The 16,999-nt window shown below is 63.5% G+C and carries 11 protein-coding genes; 8 read left to right on the top strand and 3 right to left on the bottom strand.

Annotation, left to right across the window (positions count from 1 at the left end):
* Positions 1 to 14: 14 nt before the first annotated feature.
* Entirely contained in the window at positions 15 to 455 is a 441-nt protein-coding gene (locus tag OSH05_RS12400; RefSeq protein WP_104219662.1) for a hypothetical protein, read from the bottom strand.
* 327 nt (positions 456 to 782) lie between these two features.
* Here OSH05_RS12400 and OSH05_RS12395 point away from each other — a divergent pair, with 327 nt between their 5' ends.
* From OSH05_RS12395 to OSH05_RS12375, 5 genes are all read left to right on the top strand, one after another.
* Positions 783 to 1,817 carry an aspartate-semialdehyde dehydrogenase gene (locus OSH05_RS12395; protein ID WP_104219660.1) on the top strand — a complete coding sequence of 345 codons (1,035 nt, stop codon included), beginning with the start codon at positions 783 to 785 and terminating at the stop codon, positions 1,815 to 1,817.
* 840 nt (positions 1,818 to 2,657) lie between these two features.
* A complete protein-coding gene (locus OSH05_RS12390; protein WP_104219658.1) occupies positions 2,658 to 2,867 on the top strand; it encodes a hypothetical protein in 210 nt (69 codons plus the stop codon).
* A gap of 373 nt (positions 2,868 to 3,240) precedes the next feature.
* Positions 3,241 to 4,407 (top strand): DUF262 domain-containing protein, encoded by a 1,167-nt coding sequence (locus OSH05_RS12385; protein ID WP_104219657.1) that lies wholly within the window; start codon positions 3,241 to 3,243, stop codon positions 4,405 to 4,407.
* Positions 4,400 to 5,515, top strand: a complete 1,116-nt coding sequence (locus tag OSH05_RS12380) for a DUF3696 domain-containing protein (RefSeq protein WP_104219656.1) — start codon at positions 4,400 to 4,402, stop codon at positions 5,513 to 5,515. Before OSH05_RS12385 ends, OSH05_RS12380 begins: the two co-directional genes overlap by 8 nt.
* 7 nt (positions 5,516 to 5,522) lie before the next feature.
* The gene (locus tag OSH05_RS12375; RefSeq protein ID WP_104219655.1) at positions 5,523 to 6,476 is read left to right on the top strand and encodes a hypothetical protein; all 954 of its coding nucleotides are present in this window, start codon (positions 5,523 to 5,525) and stop codon (positions 6,474 to 6,476) included.
* 69 nt (positions 6,477 to 6,545) lie between these two features.
* Here the strand turns inward: OSH05_RS12375 and OSH05_RS12370 are convergent, their stop codons facing one another.
* Both OSH05_RS12370 and OSH05_RS12365 read right to left on the bottom strand, forming a co-directional pair.
* On the bottom strand, positions 6,546 to 8,078 hold the full coding sequence (locus tag OSH05_RS12370; RefSeq protein ID WP_104219654.1) for a UxaA family hydrolase: 1,533 nt from the start codon (positions 8,076 to 8,078) through the stop codon (positions 6,546 to 6,548).
* A 152-nt stretch (positions 8,079 to 8,230) separates the two neighbouring features.
* Complete coding sequence (locus OSH05_RS12365) at positions 8,231 to 9,148, bottom strand: ribokinase (protein WP_104219821.1); 918 nt, start codon at positions 9,146 to 9,148, stop codon at positions 8,231 to 8,233.
* A gap of 407 nt (positions 9,149 to 9,555) precedes the next feature.
* Here OSH05_RS12365 and OSH05_RS12360 point away from each other — a divergent pair, with 407 nt between their 5' ends.
* The 3 genes from OSH05_RS12360 (at position 9,556) to pyc (ending at position 16,905) form a co-directional block, all read left to right on the top strand.
* Positions 9,556 to 11,154, top strand: coding sequence for a glucan biosynthesis protein (locus OSH05_RS12360; RefSeq protein ID WP_104219653.1), 1,599 nt, complete (start codon positions 9,556 to 9,558; stop codon positions 11,152 to 11,154).
* On the top strand, positions 11,136 to 13,349 hold the full coding sequence (gene mdoH / locus OSH05_RS12355; RefSeq protein ID WP_104219652.1) for a glucans biosynthesis glucosyltransferase MdoH: 2,214 nt from the start codon (positions 11,136 to 11,138) through the stop codon (positions 13,347 to 13,349). The genes OSH05_RS12360 and mdoH overlap by 19 nt, the downstream gene beginning before the upstream one ends.
* A 115-nt stretch (positions 13,350 to 13,464) precedes the next feature.
* Positions 13,465 to 16,905: a pyruvate carboxylase gene (gene pyc / locus OSH05_RS12350; protein WP_104219651.1), complete on the top strand. Its 3,441-nt coding sequence runs from the start codon at positions 13,465 to 13,467 to the stop codon at positions 16,903 to 16,905.
* The last annotated feature ends 94 nt before the right edge of the window (positions 16,906 to 16,999 follow it).

Genomic DNA, 16,999 nt, shown 5'->3' with positions numbered 1-16,999 from the left:
GGGTGCGGTACGCCCTATAGCTGGACTTCCGGCGCCTTGGGGCAGGTTGGCGGCAGGGTCGTGTCCCACCCGCGCGAGGTCCAGTCCGGATTGAGCGGCGCGTCGCTGCTCGTGCCGCTCGGCGCATAGAAGGTGAAGCAATTGGCGCCGTCGCGCTCGACGGCGAAGCAGGCGCCCTCGGCATTTTCATAGAAGGTGCAGAACCTGCCGTCCTTGACCGACCATTCGCCGGAGTCGGCGCCGTCGGGATCGTGATAGCGGATCGTGCCGTCGCTGTTATAGGTCTCGCTGAAGAACGAGCCATTGGCATAGGTGCCGTCGAGCGTCATGCCCGAGAAGATCCGCTCGATCTCGCTCTCGGGCACACGCTCGCCCGCGCCGGCCGCGCCGGCAACCAGCAGCGCCGCCAGCATAGCACCGACCCGCGCGCCCCGGCGAAGCCTTGCCGCACCCATTTCCTGCCCTCCCCCGCGCCGCCCGCTTTCGCGGCTTTCAGTTGACTTCACGGCCTTTTGCCGTCAGAAGACCGCCATCAACATTCGGGCTTTCCGATGACCGCGCGGGCTCCTTCCGTCTCGAAGCCGATCACGCTGGCGAACCACGCCGGCGCGACGTTTGTTGCCCGCGCCACCACCACCCCGACGCCAAAAACCACGACCCAAGCCTGATCGCCCTCGCTTCCCCGCTCTCTCCCTCGGGGCGCATCGAGGGAGGAGAGGCCGGCCGGATGCGACAAGCGCGTGCCGGCGGCGTGGGAGAGACGGACAAGGAGTAGGACAAACATGGGCTACAAGGTCGCAATCGTCGGCGCCACAGGCAATGTGGGCCGGGAAATGCTGAACATTCTCGACGAGCGCGGCTTCCCCGCCGACACCGTCGTGGCGCTTGCCTCGCGCCGCAGCCAGGGCACGGAAGTCTCCTATGGCGACCGCACGCTGAAGGTGAAGCCGCTCGACCAGTATGATTTCTCCGACACCGACATCTGCCTGATGTCGGCCGGCGGTACCGTCTCGAAGGAATGGTCGCCGAAGATCGCCGCGCAGGGCTGCGTCGTGATCGATAATTCCTCGGCCTGGCGCTATGACAGCGACGTGCCGCTGATCGTGCCGGAAGTGAACGCCGACGCGATTGTCGGCTTCACCAAGCGCAACATCATCGCCAATCCGAACTGCTCGACCGCGCAGCTCGTCGTCGCCTTGAAGCCGCTGCACGACATCGCCGTCATCAAGCGCGTCGTCGTCTCGACCTATCAGTCGGTTTCCGGCGCCGGCAAGGAGGGCATGGACGAGCTCTTCACCCAGACCCGCGCCGTCTTCGTCAATGATCCGATCGTCTCGGAAAAGTTCACCAAGCGCATCGCCTTCAACCTGATCCCCCATATCGACGTCTTCATGGAGGATGGCTACACCAAGGAAGAATGGAAGGTGATGGCCGAGACCAAGAAGATCCTCGATCCGAAGATCAAGCTGACCTGCACCGCCGTCCGCGTTCCCGTGTTCATCTCGCATTCGGAATCGGTCAACATCGAATTCGAGAAGCCGATCACCGCCGACGAGGCCCGCGATATCCTGCGCGAGGCGCCGGGCTGCCTCGTCATCGATAATCCGGAAGAAAACCAGTACATCACGCCCTATGAGGCGACGGGCGAGGACGCGACCTATATTTCGCGCATCCGCGAGGACGCCACGATCGAAAACGGCCTCAACATGTGGGTCGTCTCCGACAATCTCCGGAAGGGCGCCGCGCTCAACGCCGTGCAGATCGCCGAAGTGCTGGTCAACCGCAAGCTGATCCAGCCGAAGAAGAAGGCGGCGTAGCGGCACGCGGCGCCGACGAAAAAGCGCGCAGCCTTCTTCGCCCCGCGGCGCATCGCAGCAAGGGGACGGGAAGAGGCGCGCGGGGCGGCCGGGGCCGGGGCGCGGGCGGCGCGCCGGCTTCGAAGATGATGGTTTGAGGTGCCCGAACCGCCCGAGCTCCGGGCATCCGGCGCCCCGCGCGCGGCAGAAGCTTCAGCCCCGCGCAATGGACCCTGGGTGTTGCTTTCGCTTTAGGCCACCCGGCGGCGAATTCCACGCTTCCGCTTCAAGAAGCGGCAGCGCCGCCGCTGCCCCGGTGTCACGGAGTAGGCGCATCACGCTTCGGCCGCCGGCAGGAGAAGGTTCGTTACACCTTCACCAGCTGGACCGCCGCATCCCCGCCCACGATCGGAACGACCGGTTCGCCCTCTTCCTCGGACGGGGATCGCTTACATATATCACAGGTTGTATCTGGCGGGGATAGATTGTTTTTCGTACGGCACCCGGCGACCGCCGGAAAGCGCACGACACCCACCCCACGCTCCCCTTGACCCGCCCCTGGCGGGCGGGTCGAAAACGCAATTGCGTTTTCGGGGCGGGGGTACAGGCGGATGGAGCCGTCTCCAGCCCTCAAAAGCAAACCCAACACCGCACTCAGACCGACCGCCAGGCACGCTTCGGCAGGCGCCGAAGCTACCCCCGCCCCGAAGCCGCTACGCGCCTTCGACCCGCCCTCCAGGGGCGGGTTCAAGAGGGAGGCCGGCGGCAACGTCGCCATAGGGAAGGAAGAGAGCCCCACCCGCCGGCCCTTGCCCTTTCCGCGCCGCAGGCGTTAGCCTCCTTTCAACCGGAGGGACCGCCATGACCGACGCCGAGAGAGCCGCCGCGCCCGAAATCCTGACGCATCCGGAGGAAATCCGCTCCAGCTTCGAACTCAGGATCGGCAAGCACATCACCCTCGAAGGCCACGCCCGCATCACGCCGGCCGGCGTGATCTGCTCAGGGATCGCCGCCGCCGCGATGACCATGGCGCTCGGCTATGTGCTGGCGGCGACGGCAAAGCGACGCTGAGGCGGCGGCGGACAACGTCGCTGTGACGCAGGACCCGCCTCCGCTTGAACCCTCCCCTTGCGGGAGGGTCAAATCCGCAAAGCGGATTTGGGGAGGGGTCACAGGCGGACGGAGCACGTGCACGACGCCCGCCCCACACTCCCCTTAACCCGCCCCTGGAGGGCGGGTCGAAAACGCAATTGCGTTTTCGGGGCGGGGGCTGAGGCGGACCCGCCGGTCTCCGGCCTCAACGGCAATGTTCTCCCCGCCGCCAGGCACGCTTCGGCAAGCGCACCACGCTCCGCTAATAGAGCCACCCCCCCCCTGTAGCTCGCACTCAATGGCTCAGCTAGAGTACTGCTAACGGAGACTCGAAAGACTGCAGGGTGCCAAAATGGAAGAATCGTCAGCTGTGATCGAGCATGTTGACATGTTTGGCCGCGCGACGGGGATCGAAGACGACCAACCAGCGGCGGACAGCAACGAGAAGATCGCTGAACCCTTCGATCCGGACGATATCGATGTCGTTACTCGTTCGATGACTGTTGACCTACTACTGTCACGCACCGAATCGGAAATGATCGATCTTCAACCTGACTTTCAGCGGCGGTGGGGAGTTTGGGATCCGCGCAGGCAAAGCAGGCTCATCGAATCTCTACTCCTACGGATTCCGCTGCCGGTCCTTTATGCTGCTGAGGATGAAGATGAGCGATGGGAGATCGTCGACGGCATTCAACGTCTTTCGACAATCGCGCGATTCATTAAGCCAGAAATTATCGGTGGTCAGCCCCTTATCCTAACAGGATTAGAATACCTTCACGACTATGAGGGCAAAGACTTCGAAGGTCTCAGCCCACGCCTAAAAATGAGGCTTCGCGAAACTGAACTCATTATTCATCTTATCAGAAAAGGGACACCACCGGAGGTGAAATTTAACATCTTCGCTCGAATCAACACGGGGGGGATGGCGCTCTCGGCTCAAGAATTGCGTCACGCCATTACCCCAGGCAAAGCGCGTCATGTCCTAGAGACTTGGGCAACTCTACCATGGTTTGCTCGCGCCACCGACGGCAGCGTTCAGCCGATTAGGATGGACGATCGCGAACTCGTGTTGCGTTTTATCGCCTTCTTTCTGCTCGGCCTCGAGAGCTACAGGCAGCCGGACATGGACGGCTTCCTAATTGGCGCTATGAAAGCCATCAATATGACCAGTGACGGTGAACTCGCGACGATCCAAAGTCGGTTCGTAAGCGCACTACAAGCAGCTTTTGGGATCTTCGATCGCGATGCGTTTCGAAAACGCTTCGAGAAGGGCGCCGGTAGGCTACCTATTAACAAGGCAATCTTTGAGGCGCTTTCCGTTAACCTTGCGCGCCTTACGGCGACAGAGCTCGTCACCCTGCAACAGCGAGGAGAACTGATGAGAGACGGCTTCATCGCGCTATGCCATGATAGGTCCTTCGAGAGCGCTATCTCCCAAGGAACAGGTGATATCCGCAAGGTGAATCGTCGATTCTCCGCGATCGGCGATCTGATCACACGAGTTCTCAACGATGCTTGACAACATCGGACTCGAAAACTTCAAGGCCTTCGACGAGATCGATCTGAGTTTAGGCCACCTTACCTTACTCTCGGGACTCAACGGCAGTGGAAAGAGCACAGTCCTCCAAGCTCTAGGGGTACTTCGTCAATCGTTCGACAGCAAATTTCTACTCGATGGTGACATCGCATTGAATGGAGAGTTGGTTGATATCGGCACAGGTCGTGATGCGCTATACCAGGGCTTCAGTACGCCTGAAATAGCGATATCGCTCTCCGAGACAAAGCAGGGAGCAGAAATATTTTATCGCTGGCAGGCTTTAGCGAGTCCCGAAGCTGACGTCCTTTCCTGCTCCGTGAAGCCAGACCTCGATATATTGCCGCTACCCGATCTCTTTCATCGGGGGTTCCAGTTTCTGCGAGCAGATCGAATTACGCCATCGGTAACGTCACCCAAATCGCAGAACGCCGTACGCCAGCAGAGGTTTCTCGGACCGAAGGGCGAATATACCGCACATTTCCTTTTGGAGTTCGGTGAGCAGATTGCGACAGCTGATATCCTCCGGTCTCCTCACGAGCGACGGGCGACAAGCTTAATCGCCCAGGTGAACGCTTGGATGCAGGAATTCAGTCCAGGCGTGCGAGTCGAGCCTGTGCCGGTGCCGATGACCGACCTGGTTCGACTTGTATTCTCGTACAAGGGCGAGGGCGCGGCATATAGCGAGCCATTGCGTCCGACCAACGTCGGATTTGGCCTGACACATGCGCTGCCAGTCGTGACGGCATGCCTTGCAGCTCGTCCCGATACGATTTTGGTTGTCGAAAATCCCGAGGCGCAACTTCATCCGCGGGGACAAGTTTCGATCGGCCGACTACTGGCGTTGGCAGCGGCAAATAATGTTCAGGTTATCGTTGAGAGCCACAGCGATCATGTACTTAACGGAATTCGTTTGGCTGTGAAAGATGGATTACTTGATCCGAATAAAGTAAATCTTCATTTCTTTTCGAGGAATCCAGGAAGATCGAGCAATTATGAAACGCCGACGCTGAGCTCAGAAGGTAGATTATCGTATTGGCCAGTTGGTTTTTTTGATCAGTGGGAATCCAGTCTTGATCATCTTCTAGGTTGAGCTGAAAATGCCTCTGCAACTGTTTCTCAATGACCTCTCTAGCTCTACCGAAGCGACGCCTCGTGCACAAGCGATCGCGTATTTGAAGGGACTTGTCGCCACGATTCGCGCCGCGCGCAGGATTGATAGCCGATTAGTTCTAAACTGCGCTTTACCGCTTAACGAACTACTACTGGGTCCTGAGACAACCGTCGCGTCTGTACGCAATGATGGTATATGCGTCGAAGAGAGCCAATACCTTAAGGCGCTCAACAATAGGGCCCCGCTAGACTACGCGCTCGCGGAGGGTGGTGGGCCGGATCCAAGCGAATTCGAGTACAGAATTTGCGCAAATGATACTGTTCCCGGTGGTGCGGTTGCTAATTCTCTGGGACTCGCCCATCTTCTGAAGGGCCTTGGAATCAGCCTGGCCACAAACGATCTATGGCGATCCCCAAGCGTGCAACTCGACCTGCTAATACTCGCGGCGGATGGCGAGATATCTCAAAAGGTCGTCTGGGCGCGGAATGCTGCCGAACCACATAGCGTTCTCATTCATGAACCCGAGCTACGCGAAGAACTGCGTCCACCGTTTAACAGCGGCTTGGAGATGTGGGCTCAAAGAGCCGAACTCTTTCCCAATCTGGAGTTCATTCCCCGAACTAAAGCGCAGATCGAGTCCATCCTCACCGGAAATCCCTTCCTAGAACAGGTTTGGATCAAGTTAGCGGGAATTGATCGGGCAATCGCGGCTTGGGATGCAACCAAAGCGCCCCATCCGATGTTCCCATTCAACGTCAGACCGGAAAGCAAGACTCGACTGGCCCTAGTCCATTTTCGTGACCAGAACGGCGTCGAACGAACTTTCAGCGACCACGCTGACCTCGCACCAATCGAGGGGCGCGTTCATTTTATAGTATCGACTGAGCCACGCCGCCATGCCCTGATAGGGCATGTTGGTCGCAAGATGGGCATCGGGTGAGAAGTGCGCTATCGTCTTAGTCGCACCTCGGGGGCGAGATGTGATAGACTTTTGCTTGGTCGCCCCCCCCTACATCACCGCACCAATCTGCCACGGCACGAACTCCGCATCCCCATACCCCAGCATCTCCGACTTCGACTTCTTCCCCGACGCCACGGCGACGATTTCCTCGAAGATTTCCTCGCCCTTCTTCTCCAGGCTGACGCCTTCGAGGATGTCGCCGCAATTGATGTCCATGTCGTCGGTCATGCGGGCGTAGAGGTCTGAATTGGTGGCGAGCTTGATCGAGGGGGTGGGCTTGTAGCCCGCCGCCGAGCCGCGGCCGGTGGTGAAGACGATCATGTTGGCGCCGGACGCCACCTGGCCGGTGACCGAAGCCGGGTCGTAGCCGGGGCTGTCCATGTAGACGAAGCCATGCGCGTCGATCGGTTCGGCATATTTGTAGACGCCGCGCAAAGTCGCCGTGCCGCCCTTGGCCGCCGCGCCGAGCGATTTTTCCAGGATGGTGGTGAGCCCGCCGGCCTTGTTGCCCGGCGAGGGGTTGTTGTTCATCTCGCCCTGGTTCCGCTCGGTGTAATCCTCCCACCAATGGATCAGGTCGACCAGCTTCTCGCCGACGACGCGGTCGGCGGCGCGGCGGGTCAGGAGGTGCTCGGCGCCGTAGATTTCCGGCGTTTCGGACAGGATCGTGGTGCCGCCATGCTTGACCAGCAGGTCCGAGGCATAGCCGAGCGCCGGGTTGGCGGTGATGCCGGAATAGCCGTCCGAGCCGCCGCACTGCATGCCGACCATGATCTCGGAGACGGGGACGGTGGTGCGCGTCTTGGCGTTGGCGGCCGGGAGCATCTCGCGGATCATGTCCATGCCCCACTCGATCGTCTTCTTGGTCCCGCCAATGTCCTGGATGGTCATGGTGCGGAAGCCCTCATGCTCGACGAGGTTGTAGGACTTCATCAGGCGCGGGATCTGGAACACTTCGCACCCCAAGCCGACGACGAGGACGCCGGCGAGGTTCGGATGCGTGGCATAGCCCCATTGCGTGCGCTCCAGCGTCTCATAGCCCTCGCCCGAGCCGCCCATGCCGCAGCCCGTGCCATGCACGAAGGAGACGACGCCGTCGATATTGGGGAAGGCTTCGAGCAGGCCGGAGCGGTTGAACCCTTCCGCGATGTGGCGCGCCACGGTCGCCGAGCAGTTCACGCTCGTCAGGACGCCGATATAATTGCGCGTGCCGACCTTGCCGTTCGGGCGGACATAGCCCTCGAAGGTGCGGCGCTGATCTTCCGGCAGCAGCCCGTCATCATGCGCGCCTTCCGCGAACTGATAGTCGCGGTCGAAATCATGCATGCCGCAATTATGCTCGTGAATGTGCTCGCCGGGCGCGATCGGCATCTTGGCGAAGCCGATGATCTGGCCGAATTTCAGGATCGCGCCGCCTTCGGGAATCCCGGCGATCGCCATCTTGTGGCCCTTGGGGATGCGCTGCACCGACGTCACGCCCTCGATGGTCGTGCCCGGCATGATCGTGTCGACGGCGACGCGGACATTGTCCTTGACATTCAGGCGGAGGGTCCGGGGCGGTGCGGCGGTGGTGGCGCTCATGATGATCTCGGCAAGGGGACGGGACGATTGGCGTTTCCGGCTGCATGTGGGACGGCCGGTCGTCGGAAGCAACGATCACAAGTACTTATTTGAAATCTTCATTCACTGGTGATCGAGGCTATCAGCGGTCTTACAATGATCCTGGCGGACTGTCACGCGGCGGAGGGCGGCCGGTCGGCGGCTTCCTCGATTGCGTCCTTCTGCGGAAAGCTCGGCTGCGCGCCCATCTTGGTACAGGCGAGCGAGCCGGCGACGGCGGCATAGAGCATCGCCGTCTCCAGGCTCTCGCCGCGATCGAGATAGGCGGCGAGGACGCCGGCAAAGGTATCCCCGGCGCCGGTGGTGTCGACTGGCTCGATCGGCAGCGACGGCACGGCGATGGTCTCGCCGCCACCGGCCGCGACCGCGCCATCGGCGCCGAGCGTCGCAATCACGGTCCGCCCGAGGCTGGCGGCGAGCGTGGCGACGGTGGCAGCGCCGTCCGGCCCGGCGGCAAGGCCGAGATGACGCGCCAGGTCGGCCGCCTCGGTTTCGTTGACGAGGATGATGTCGGCCATGGCGAGCGCCTCGCGCTCGACCGGCAGGAACGGCGCGATGGAGAGCATGATCCGCGCGCCCGCCGCCCGCGCCGCCTGCGCGGCGGCGAGGCTCTCGGCCAGCGGAACCTCCATCTGCAGCAGCACGATGTCGTTCGCACCGAGGCTAAGCGCCGCCAGATCGGTGTGGGCGAGGCGCGCATTGGCGCCGGGCGAGAGCACGATCGTGTTCTCGCCATGCCGGTCGACGGTGATGATCGCCATGCCGGTCGTCGGCCCGCGCCGCACCAGCGCGGAGAGATCGACGCCCGCGCTGGTGAGTTCGGCGAGTGCGGCCGCGGCCATGTCGTCGTCGCCCACCGCGCCGACCATGGCAACGCTGGCCCCGGCGCGGCGAGCCGCCAGCGCCTGGTTGGCGCCCTTGCCGCCGGGGATGAGCTGATAATCGGAGCCCGGAACGGTCTCGCCCGGCCGCGGATGATGATCCGTCCGGCAGACCAAGTCGATATTGACGGACCCGAACACGACGATCATCGGCGCTTCCCCTTTTTCGATGCTCTTCAGCGAAGGATTGCGGCGGACGGGCGCAAGGGTCAAGCGCCGCACGGCGGCCTGCGCGCCTTGTCCCGAAGGATCCCGGGACGCGGGCCGCAAATATTCCTTCCGCAATCGCCCCATGTCGTTTTGCGGACGCACAAAAATGGCTAGATTGACTGCCAATCTCATGTGTCGCTGTCCACGCTTTCGCGAAGCGTCGGAGAGGGACGGCAGCAAGCCGGACGAGCCAACAGATGGAGGGACTGCCGAGCTTGGCCCATAGGGTCGCGGCCATCGACGCGGATGGTCAAATCGGCTACGCCATGGACGATTGAACCGATCGCCGTTTCCTTGAGTTAACTAGTGCAAATGCGCCGAATCGCCGGGGTCTGACAGTAACCGACATGATGAAATCCGCCTTTTCCCTGACGCGCCGCCGCCTGCTCGGCACGGCCGGTGCCGCCGTCGCCGCGACGGTGCTCGGAAATTTCTATCCCGGCGAGGCGAACGCCCAGGCCGCCGCGGTCCCGGCGTCGCTGGCGACCGACGGCCCCTTCACCCGTTCCACGGTCTCGGAGATTGCGCGCCGTCTTTCGCGCGTCCCCTACGCGGCCCCGGCCTCGCGCCTGCCCGACGTGCTGCAGAACCTGACCTACGACCAGTATCGCGACATCCGCTTCAAATCGGCATCGGCGGTGTGGGCCGATGCGGGACTGCCCTTCCAGCTGCAACTGTTCCACCCCGGCTTCTACTTCAAGGATCCGATCGAGGTCGCGATCATCCAGGACGGCGTCGCCAAGCACCTGCCCTATTCGACCGATCTGTTCGATTTCGGCCCGCTCGTTCCCAAGGGCATTCCGAACACCGATCTCGGCTTCGCCGGAATCCGCATCCATGGTGCCCTCAACCGTCCCGATTATTTCGACGAGATCGTCGTCTTCCAGGGCGCCAGCTATTTCCGCTCGCTCGGCAAAGGTCAGGTCTACGGCATTTCGGCGCGCGGCCTCGCGGTCAAGACCGCCGAGCCGGAAGGCGAGGAATTCCCGATCTTCCGCGCCTTCTGGGTCGAGACACCGCTCAAGGACGGCGACACGATGGTGCTTTATGCCCTGCTCGACAGCCCGAGCGTCACCGGGGCCTACCGCTTCACCATTCGCCCCGGCTTCCCGACGACCATGGATATCGAGGCCGATCTCTTCCCGCGCGTCGACCTCGCCAAGGTCGGCCTCGCGCCGGGCACCAGCATGTTCTTCTTCGGGCCCAATGACCGGGTCGATGTCGACGATTTCCGCCCCGAGGTTCATGATTCCGACGGCCTGCTCATGGTCAATGGCCGTGGCGAACGCTTATGGCGACCGCTCTCCAATCCGTCGACGCTGCAGATCAGCGCCTTTGTCGACGCCGGTCCGCGCGGCTTCGGCCTGATCCAGCGCGACCGCGACTTCGTCACCTATCAGGATCTCGAAGCCGCCTATGAAAGGCGGCCCAGCCTCTGGGTCGAGCCGGTCGGCGATTGGGGCCAGGGCGCGGTGACGCTGGTGGAGATCCCGACGAATTCGGAAATTCACGACAATATCGTCGCCTATTGGCAGCCGAAGGACCCGATGCCGGCGGGCTCGGAATATTCCTTCGCCTATCGCCTCTCCTGGGGCGGCGACCCGGCAACCGCCGACGGCGCTATGGTCGTTTCCGACACGATGATCGGGCGCGCCACGCTGGAGGGCGACAGCCCGCTCCGCCGTTTCGTGGTCGACTTCGCGCCGCAACAACTCCTGGAGGGCAAGCCGGCTGAGCAGCCGAAGGCAACGGTCTCCAATTCTAAGGGGAAGATCTCCAATATCGTCGTCATGCCCAATCCCAAGATCGGCAAGGGCCAGGGCTGGCGCGTCAATTTCGAGCTCGACCCCGAGGGCGCCAACCTCGTCGAGTTACGTATCGTGCTCACCTTCCCGGACGGCCGTCCGGCGGAAACCTGGGTCTATCGATGGACGGCGACGGCGTGATCGCATTTCCGGCGGAGCGGGCGCTTCTCGCCTCCGAACCCGATTCCGCCGCGGATCACCTGCCGGAGTTGCGTGCCTCCACGGTCCATTCGGATCGCGGCATGCCGCCCGAGACACCCGCCGATATGCCGCGGCAGTCGCTCTGGCGCTTCCGCCGGCGCAGCCGCCGCGCTTTCGTCGATCCGGCGCGTTCCCGCTCCTCGGCGATGCGCCGCGTCGCCGTGCTCGGCTCGGCCTTCGCCTTGGCCGCTTTTGCCGTCTTCGAGATGGAACAGGTGCTGGAGGTTGGCGGGCTGACGCCGATCGAGATCGCGGTCCTCGTCCTCTTCACATTGAATTTCGGCTGGATCGCCATGGCGTTCGTCAGCGCCATCGCCGGGTATGGCACGGTGATCGGGCGCCTGCGCCGGGCGAAGCGCACGCCGGCCGGCCCGCTCGCCTGCCGCACGGCTTGCCTCATGCCGACCTATAATGAGGACCCGGCTCGGGTCTTCGCCGCCATCGAGGCGATGGCATTGGGCCTCTATGAGCTGGGCCAGGGTCCGGCCTTCGACTGGTTCATTCTCGCAGACACGACCGACCCGGACATCGCTCTCGCCGAGGAGGCGGCGCTGGTCGCGGCGCGCGCGCGTCTTGGCGACAAGGCCCGCCTGTTCTATCGCCGCCGACGCCGCAATGTGGCGCGCAAATCCGGCAATGTCGCCGATTTCTGTACGCGCTGGGCCAGCCGCTACGACTTCATGCTCGTGCTCGACGCCGACAGCCTGATCGCGCCGGAGACGATCATCGAGCTGGCGCGGCGGATCGAAGAAGATCCCGATGCCGGCCTCATCCAGACGATTCCCGCGCTGGTCAACGGCACGACCATCATCGCGCGGCTGCAGCAATTCGCTGGCCGCGTCTATGGCCCGATCGTCGGTTCCGGCCTGTCGTTCTGGACCGGCTCCGAGGGCAACTACTGGGGCCACAATGCGATCATCCGGACCGAGGCCTTTCTCAGTGCCGCCGGCCTGCCGGATCTTCCCGGCCGCCCGCCCTTCGGCGGCCATATACTGAGCCACGATTTCGTCGAGGCCGCCCTCATCCGGCGCGCCGGCTGGACCGTCCGCATCGCCGACGACCTCGCCGGCTCCTATGAAGAGAGCCCACCCTCCATCATCGATCTCGCCGTTCGCGACCGGCGCTGGTGCCAGGGCAATCTGCAGCATCTTTTCGTGCTGCCGGCGCGGGGCTTGCATTGGGTGAGCCGTATTCACCTGCTGACCGGCATCGGTTCCTACCTGGCCTCGCCACTCTGGCTGATGCTGATCCTCGCCGGCCTCTCCCTGTCGCTGCAAGCTCATTTCATCCGGCCGGAATATTTCACCGAGGAATTCCAGCTCTTCCCGACATGGCCGGTGATCGACGCGGAACTGGCGCTCCGCCTGTTCGCACTGACACTCGCCGTGCTGTTCGCTCCGAAACTCATCGGCCTCATCGCCTTCCTGCGCGACGGCGATGCCCGACGCAAAGTCGGCATAGTACCCACCCTGGTCAGCTTCGTGTTCGAGATCGTGATTTCGGCGCTGATCGCGCCGATCATGATGCTGGTCCATACCGGGGCGATCTTCTCGATCCTGATCGGCCGCGATTCCGGCTGGAAGCCGCAGCGCCGCGATGATGGCGGCGTGCCGTTTTCGGCGCTCTTCGTGCGCCATCGCTGGCACATGCTGATCGGGCTGGCGCTGCTCTTTGCCGCCTCGCTCGATTCCTGGGTGCTGGTCGCTTGGCTGTCGCCGGCGATCCTGGGCATGCTGCTCGCTGTGCCGGTCTCCGGCTTCACCGGCTCGACCCGCGTCGGCCGGTTCATCCGGCGGCTCGGCCTGCTGCGGACGCCCGAAGAGGCTGACCCGCCGGCCATTGTGCGGGCGGCGGCCGCGATCCGCCCCGCCTATGAGAGGGCGACCGCCGCCCGGGCCAGCCTCGCCGCCCTCGCCGAGGACGATGCGGCGCGCACCCGGCATCTCGCCCTCGTCGACCGCATTCCCGAGCGGCCGCGCGGCCATATCGACCCGATCGAAGCCATGGCCGCCGCCAAGATCGACGAGGCCGACAACGTCGAGGAGGCCGTCTCCTTCATGACGTCGTCGGAGCGATCCATGGTCCTCGCCACGCCGGCCCTGCTCGCCCGCCTGGTGGCGCTGCCCGCTGCCTGAGGCAAAAATACCGCGATGCAATGCGAATGATGGCTGATCTTTTCGCAACCGCACAAACCGGCTAAGAATAGGGCAGAGTCCCAGGAACTGGTCGGGACCGACATCGGGGGATTGAGTGGCCATCAAGAAGATTCTCGTCGCCAACCGCTCTGAAATCGCCATCCGCGTCTTCCGAGCCGCCAACGAACTGGGTCTTCGGACCGTCGCCATTTTTGCCGAGGAGGACAAGCTCGCCCTCCATCGTTTCAAGGCGGACGAGGCCTATCAGGTCGGCAAGGGGCTCGGCCCGATCGAGGCCTATCTCAACATCGCCGACATCATCCGCATCGCCCGCGAGGCGAAGGTGGACGCTATCCATCCCGGCTACGGCCTTCTCTCCGAGAGCCCGGAATTCGCCGAAGCCTGCGCCGATGCCGGCATCACCTTCATCGGACCGTCGCCCGAGACGATGCGCATGCTCGGCAACAAGGTCGCCGCGCGCAATCTCGCGATCGCCGCCGGCGTCCCGGTCATGCCGGCCACCGATCCGCTGCCGGATGATCCCGACCAGATCAAGGCCGAGGCGCTCCGCATCGGTTATCCGCTGATGCTCAAAGCCTCCTGGGGGGGCGGTGGCCGCGGCATGCGCGTCATCCGCGACGAGGACACGCTGCTGCAGGACGCGCTGACGGCCAAGCGCGAGGCCAAGGCGGCTTTCGGCAAGGACGAGATCTATCTCGAGAAGCTTGTGGAGCGCGCCCGTCATGTCGAGGTGCAGATCCTCGGCGACCAGCATGGCAATATCGTACATCTGTTCGAGCGCGACTGCTCGGTGCAGCGCCGGCATCAAAAGGTGGTGGAGCGTGCGCCCGCGCCCTACCTTTCCGAGGCCGAGCGCAAGGAAATCACCGATTACGGCGTCAAGATCTCGAAAGCCGCGAATTACTATGGCGCCGGCACCGTCGAATTCCTGATGGATGCCGATACCGGCAAGTTCTATTTCATCGAGGTCAATCCGCGCATCCAGGTCGAGCATACCGTCACCGAGCAGGTGACCGGCATCGATATCGTGAAGGCGCAGATCCATATCGCCGAGGGCGAGGCGATCGGGACGGCCGCATCCGGCGTTCCGAAGCAGGCCGATATCCGCCTGAACGGCAACGCCCTTCAGTGTCGCATCACGACCGAGGATCCGGAACAGAACTTCATCCCGGACTATGGCCGCATCACCGCCTATCGCGAGGCGTCCGGCTTTGGCATCCGCCTGGATGGGGGCACGGCCTATTCCGGCGCTGTCATTACCCGATTCTACGATCCGCTGCTGGAGAAGATCACCGCCTGGGCGCCGACGCCGGAAGAGGCGATCGCCCGCATGGACCGCGCGCTGCGCGAGTTCCGGATCCGCGGCGTCGCGACCAACCTGACCTTCGTCGCCAACATCATCAACCACCCGAAATTCCGCGACAATTCCTACACGACGCGCTTCATCGACACGACGCCGGAGCTGTTCGCCTCCGTCCGGCGCCGCGACCGGGCTACCAAGCTCGTCACCTATATCGCCGACGTCACCGTCAATGGCCATCCGGAGACCCGCGGCCGGACCAAGCCGAAGGCCGACGCGCTGGCCAAGGTCATCCCGCATTACGCGGCCGACCCGGCGCCGGGCAGCAAGCAGATCCTGGAATCGCACGGCCCCGAAGCCGTGGCGCGCTGGATGCGCGAGCAGACACGCGTGCTCGTCACCGACACGACGATGCGCGACGGCCACCAGTCCCTGCTGGCGACGCGCATGCGCACCCACGATATTGTCGGCATCGCCGATGCCTATGCGCGGGCGCTGCCGGGCCTTTTCTCGCTCGAATGCTGGGGCGGCGCCACCTTCGACGTAGCGATGCGCTTCCTGACCGAGGATCCGTGGGAGCGGCTCGCCATGATCCGCGAGCGGGCGCCGAACATCCTGCTCCAGATGCTGCTGCGCGGGGCCAACGGGGTCGGCTACACCAATTACGCCGATAACGTCGTCCAGTTCTTTGTCCGGCAGGCGGCAGCGGGCGGCGTCGACCTCTTCCGCGTGTTCGACTGCCTCAACTGGACGGAGAACATGCGCGTCTCGATGGACGCGGTGCGTGAGGAAGGCAAGATCCTCGAGGCGGCGATCTGCTACACGGGCGACATCCTCGATTCCAGCCGCCCCAAATATGATCTCAAATATTATGTCGGCCTCGCCAAGGAACTTGAGGCGGCCGGCGCGAACATCATCGGCATCAAGGACATGGCCGGGCTGCTCAAGCCCGCCGCCGCGCGCCTCCTCGTTGCCACGCTGCGCGAGGAGACGGACCTGCCGATCCATCTCCACACCCACGATACGTCCGGCATCGCGGCCGCGACCGTGCTCGCCGCCGTCGACGCCGGCGTCGATGCCGTCGACGCCTCGATGGATGCGCTATCGGGCCTCACATCGCAGCCTTGCCTCGGCTCGATCGTCGAAGCGCTGAAGGGCGGCGAGCGCGATACCGGGCTGGACCCGGCCGCGATCCGCAAGATCTCGTTCTATTGGGAGGCGGTGCGCGCCCAGTATGTGGCCTTCGAGAGCGATCTCCGGGCGGGAGCCTCCGAAGTCTATCTCCACGAAATGCCGGGCGGCCAGTTCACGAACTTGAAGGAACAGGCGCGCTCGCTCGGCCTCGACACGCGCTGGCACGAAGTCGCGCAGACCTATGCCGACGTCAATCGCATGTTCGGCGACATCGTGAAGGTCACGCCCTCCTCCAAGGTCGTCGGCGACATGGCGCTGATGATGGTGAGCCAGAACCTTTCGGTCGCCGATGTCGAGAGCCCGGCCAAGGAGATCGCCTTCCCCGATTCCGTCGTGCAGATGATGCGCGGCGATCTCGGCCAGCCGCCGGGCGGGTGGCCGCCGGCGATCCAGGCCAAGATCCTCAAGGGCGAGACGCCATCGACGGCGCGCCCCGGCTCGCTGATCAAGCCGGCCGATCTGGAGGCCGAGCGGCGTTCGGCGCAGGAGAAGGCCGGCAACGGCGCAATCGACGATTTCGCCCTCGCCTCCTATCTGATGTATCCCAAGGTCTTTACCGACTTCGCCAAGGCGCTCGACACCTACGGACCGACGAGCGTGCTGCCGACCGCGGTCTATTTCTACGGTCTGCCGGTCGGCGAGGAGATCCTGGTCGAGCTCGAAAAGGGCAAAACCATGGTGATCCGCATGCAGGCCATCGGCGAAGCCGACGAGGATGGCCTCATCCGCGTCTTCTTCGAGCTGAACGGCCAGCCCCGCGTCGTCAAAGTCCCCGACCGGGCCAATGCCGGCAAGATCGTCGCCAAGCGCAAGGCCGAGGAAGGCAATCCGAACCATGTCGCCGCGCCGATGCCGGGCGTCATCTCCCAGCTCGCCGTCAAGCCGGGCCAGGTCGTGAAGGCCGGCGACGTGCTGCTCTCGATCGAGGCGATGAAGATGGAAACCGCCATCCACGCCGACCGGGACGGCACGCTCGCCGAGGTGCTCGTCCACCCCGGCAGCCAGATCGACGCCAAGGATCTGCTGGCCGTGTTCGGCTGACGCCGAAAGCGCTCTTTCGCACATGGAACGCCGGAGCCCTGCTCCGGCGTTTTGCGTTGGGGCATGCGCCTGTGGCATAGGGAAGGACGCCTTC

Origin of the sequence: Kaistia algarum (assembly GCF_026343945.1) — a bacterium.
Lineage (GTDB): Bacteria > Pseudomonadota > Alphaproteobacteria > Rhizobiales > Kaistiaceae > Kaistia > Kaistia algarum.
Note: the sequence above shows the minus strand (reverse complement) of the source record. Positions and strands in the feature narration are given on the sequence as shown.

Bases quoted from the DNA above. Each gene is read 5' to 3' on its own strand.
- OSH05_RS12400 (WP_104219662.1), bottom strand. From the start codon at position 455: ATGGGTGCGGCAAGGCTTCGCCGGGGCGCGCGGGTCGGTGCTATGCTG.
- OSH05_RS12370 (WP_104219654.1), bottom strand. From the start codon at position 8,078: ATGAGCGCCACCACCGCCGCACCGCCCCGGACCCTCCGCCTGAATGTC.
- OSH05_RS12380 (WP_104219656.1), top strand. From the start codon at position 4,400: ATGCTTGACAACATCGGACTCGAAAACTTCAAGGCCTTCGACGAGATC.
- OSH05_RS12395 (WP_104219660.1), top strand. From the start codon at position 783: ATGGGCTACAAGGTCGCAATCGTCGGCGCCACAGGCAATGTGGGCCGG.
- mdoH (WP_104219652.1), top strand. From the start codon at position 11,136: ATGGACGGCGACGGCGTGATCGCATTTCCGGCGGAGCGGGCGCTTCTC.
- OSH05_RS12365 (WP_104219821.1), bottom strand. From the start codon at position 9,148: ATGATCGTCGTGTTCGGGTCCGTCAATATCGACTTGGTCTGCCGGACG.
- OSH05_RS12360 (WP_104219653.1), top strand. From the start codon at position 9,556: ATGATGAAATCCGCCTTTTCCCTGACGCGCCGCCGCCTGCTCGGCACG.
- OSH05_RS12390 (WP_104219658.1), top strand. From the start codon at position 2,658: ATGACCGACGCCGAGAGAGCCGCCGCGCCCGAAATCCTGACGCATCCG.
- OSH05_RS12385 (WP_104219657.1), top strand. From the start codon at position 3,241: ATGGAAGAATCGTCAGCTGTGATCGAGCATGTTGACATGTTTGGCCGC.
- OSH05_RS12375 (WP_104219655.1), top strand. From the start codon at position 5,523: ATGCCTCTGCAACTGTTTCTCAATGACCTCTCTAGCTCTACCGAAGCG.